The sequence below is a fragment of the Aeromonas sp. HMWF015 genome (assembly GCF_963878965.1).
Taxonomy (GTDB): domain Bacteria; phylum Pseudomonadota; class Gammaproteobacteria; order Enterobacterales; family Aeromonadaceae; genus Aeromonas; species Aeromonas veronii.
Genome location: NZ_CAWNZT010000156.1, coordinates 1 through 1608, shown reverse-complemented (window position 1 = coordinate 1608; position 1608 = coordinate 1). Strand labels below are relative to the sequence as shown.

Annotated in this window: 2 protein-coding genes and 1 pseudogene; all 3 read left to right on the top strand. The window is 39.6% G+C overall.

All coding sequences use genetic code 11. The features are described 5' to 3' along the window. Positions 1-546: pesticin C-terminus-like muramidase (locus tag AACS18_RS07860; RefSeq protein ID WP_219928012.1), on the top strand; the 546-nt coding region annotated here is incomplete at its 5' end. Position 547: 1 nt separating this feature from the next. Beyond that, on the top strand, positions 548-1081 hold the full coding sequence (locus AACS18_RS07855) for a hypothetical protein (protein WP_146184873.1): 534 nt from the start codon (positions 548-550) through the stop codon (positions 1079-1081). Positions 1082-1481: 400 nt separating this feature from the next. Next, a pseudogene (locus tag AACS18_RS07850) lies at positions 1482-1608 on the top strand (3-phenylpropionate MFS transporter); the annotation flags it as partial.

The following is a 1608-nucleotide window of genomic DNA, read 5'->3' as shown; positions in this document are numbered from 1 at the left end:
TATGTCCCCAAAGGAGATCAGTCAAGTGGCGTTACTATTGGGTATGGGTACGATTTAGGACAACAAGAAATCTCATCAGCACGGACTATGTTGAGTGATTATTATACGGCGACACAGGTGGAGCGTTTGTTAACCGCAATTGGCAAAAAAGGGGATAATGCAAGAGCTATTGTTCATGAATTATCTGACATTTCGATTGATAAAGAACGAGCACTAGATATGGCAATGCGTTTAAAGGAACGATACTGTCAAGTTGTTGTCAACACTTACCCACAAGCTATTAACCTACCTCCAGATAGTGCTGGTGCCATATTGTCATTGGTTTATAACAGAGGTCCATCATTAAAAAAACCGAAAATAGGGGATCCAGTAGATAGTCGTCGTGAAATGAGAGAAATAGGCGATGATTTTTCTAAAGGGAATATTAAAAACATACCTGCCAGACTAAGGAGTATGAAAAGGTTATGGGCTAACCAGCGGGGCCTAAGAGACCGCCGTGAAGGTGAAGCTAAATTTATTGAAGAAGAATTGGCTGGGGGAGAATGATATGACTAGTATTTTAAGTAGGTTACTATTCATTTTTATTTTTTTGTTTTCAACATATGCACATGCGTGTGGTAATAACAATAATGCAATTGTTCAGGGCCCTTTCAGAGATATATCCTTCAATGAAGGATATATCTGCTTTCAAAGCACTTCAGATAAAAAAGATATAGAGTTTTATCTTGGGTATGAGTCACCTAAGGGAACGCAAAATCATTTGATTGATACTTTTTATCATTCAGATGCACCAGTGGAATTAATGTCTGTTTTTTTTGTTTCTGTAAATAAAGAGAGGAATGTTGCTATACTTCTTCGCTGGAATGTAAATTATGAAAATAATGGTATAGAATATCCTTATTTTTATGAAATTAAAACATATCGAAAAAGTAAAGAAGGAAAGTATGAACTAAATTTAAGTTCAGAAACTGATGATGCTCTTTCTGGTTATCAGATTATAAAAAATGGTAAAATGCAAAATTATGCATTAGACAATGCCAAAAAAATTAAAAATTATCTTATTGATAAGTATGGTGCATAAATAAAGGAAGGTTCATAGAGCCCGTAAGCTCGATTTGTACCGTTCTAGTTATCACCTGACACCGGCTTAACGCCGGTGTATTTTTATCTTGAGTTGCAGGATAGCTCGAAGATGTGCTGTATCCAGATGATCTTTTGTTGTGAAGATGGATTTAAGTTTGAATGCAAGATGCAGATCCTGGTGATGAAAAAAGTGATCAGGGGACAAAAAGAAACCCGCCATGGGCGGGTGGAAGGATTGCAACACTAACCAGGAGGAGGTGTTACCAAGTAGACCCTGTACCTTCGGTAATAGTTCAATTTTGTTGAAGTTTTTTCGTTTTCTTAGCGGGGTTTCCATCGGGATCTGTGGGGGCGGATGGGTTATCATTCTGCTCCCGTCATCCGGTTGCAGAGGATCTATGCCCGCGTTCTCCTGGTTAGCGCTCTTTTTCGGCGCCTTCTATTTCGTCTACGGCGCCTATCTGCCGTTCTGGTCGCTCTGGTTGGAGGGGGTGGGCGTCAGCGCCGAGATGATTGGTCTCCTGC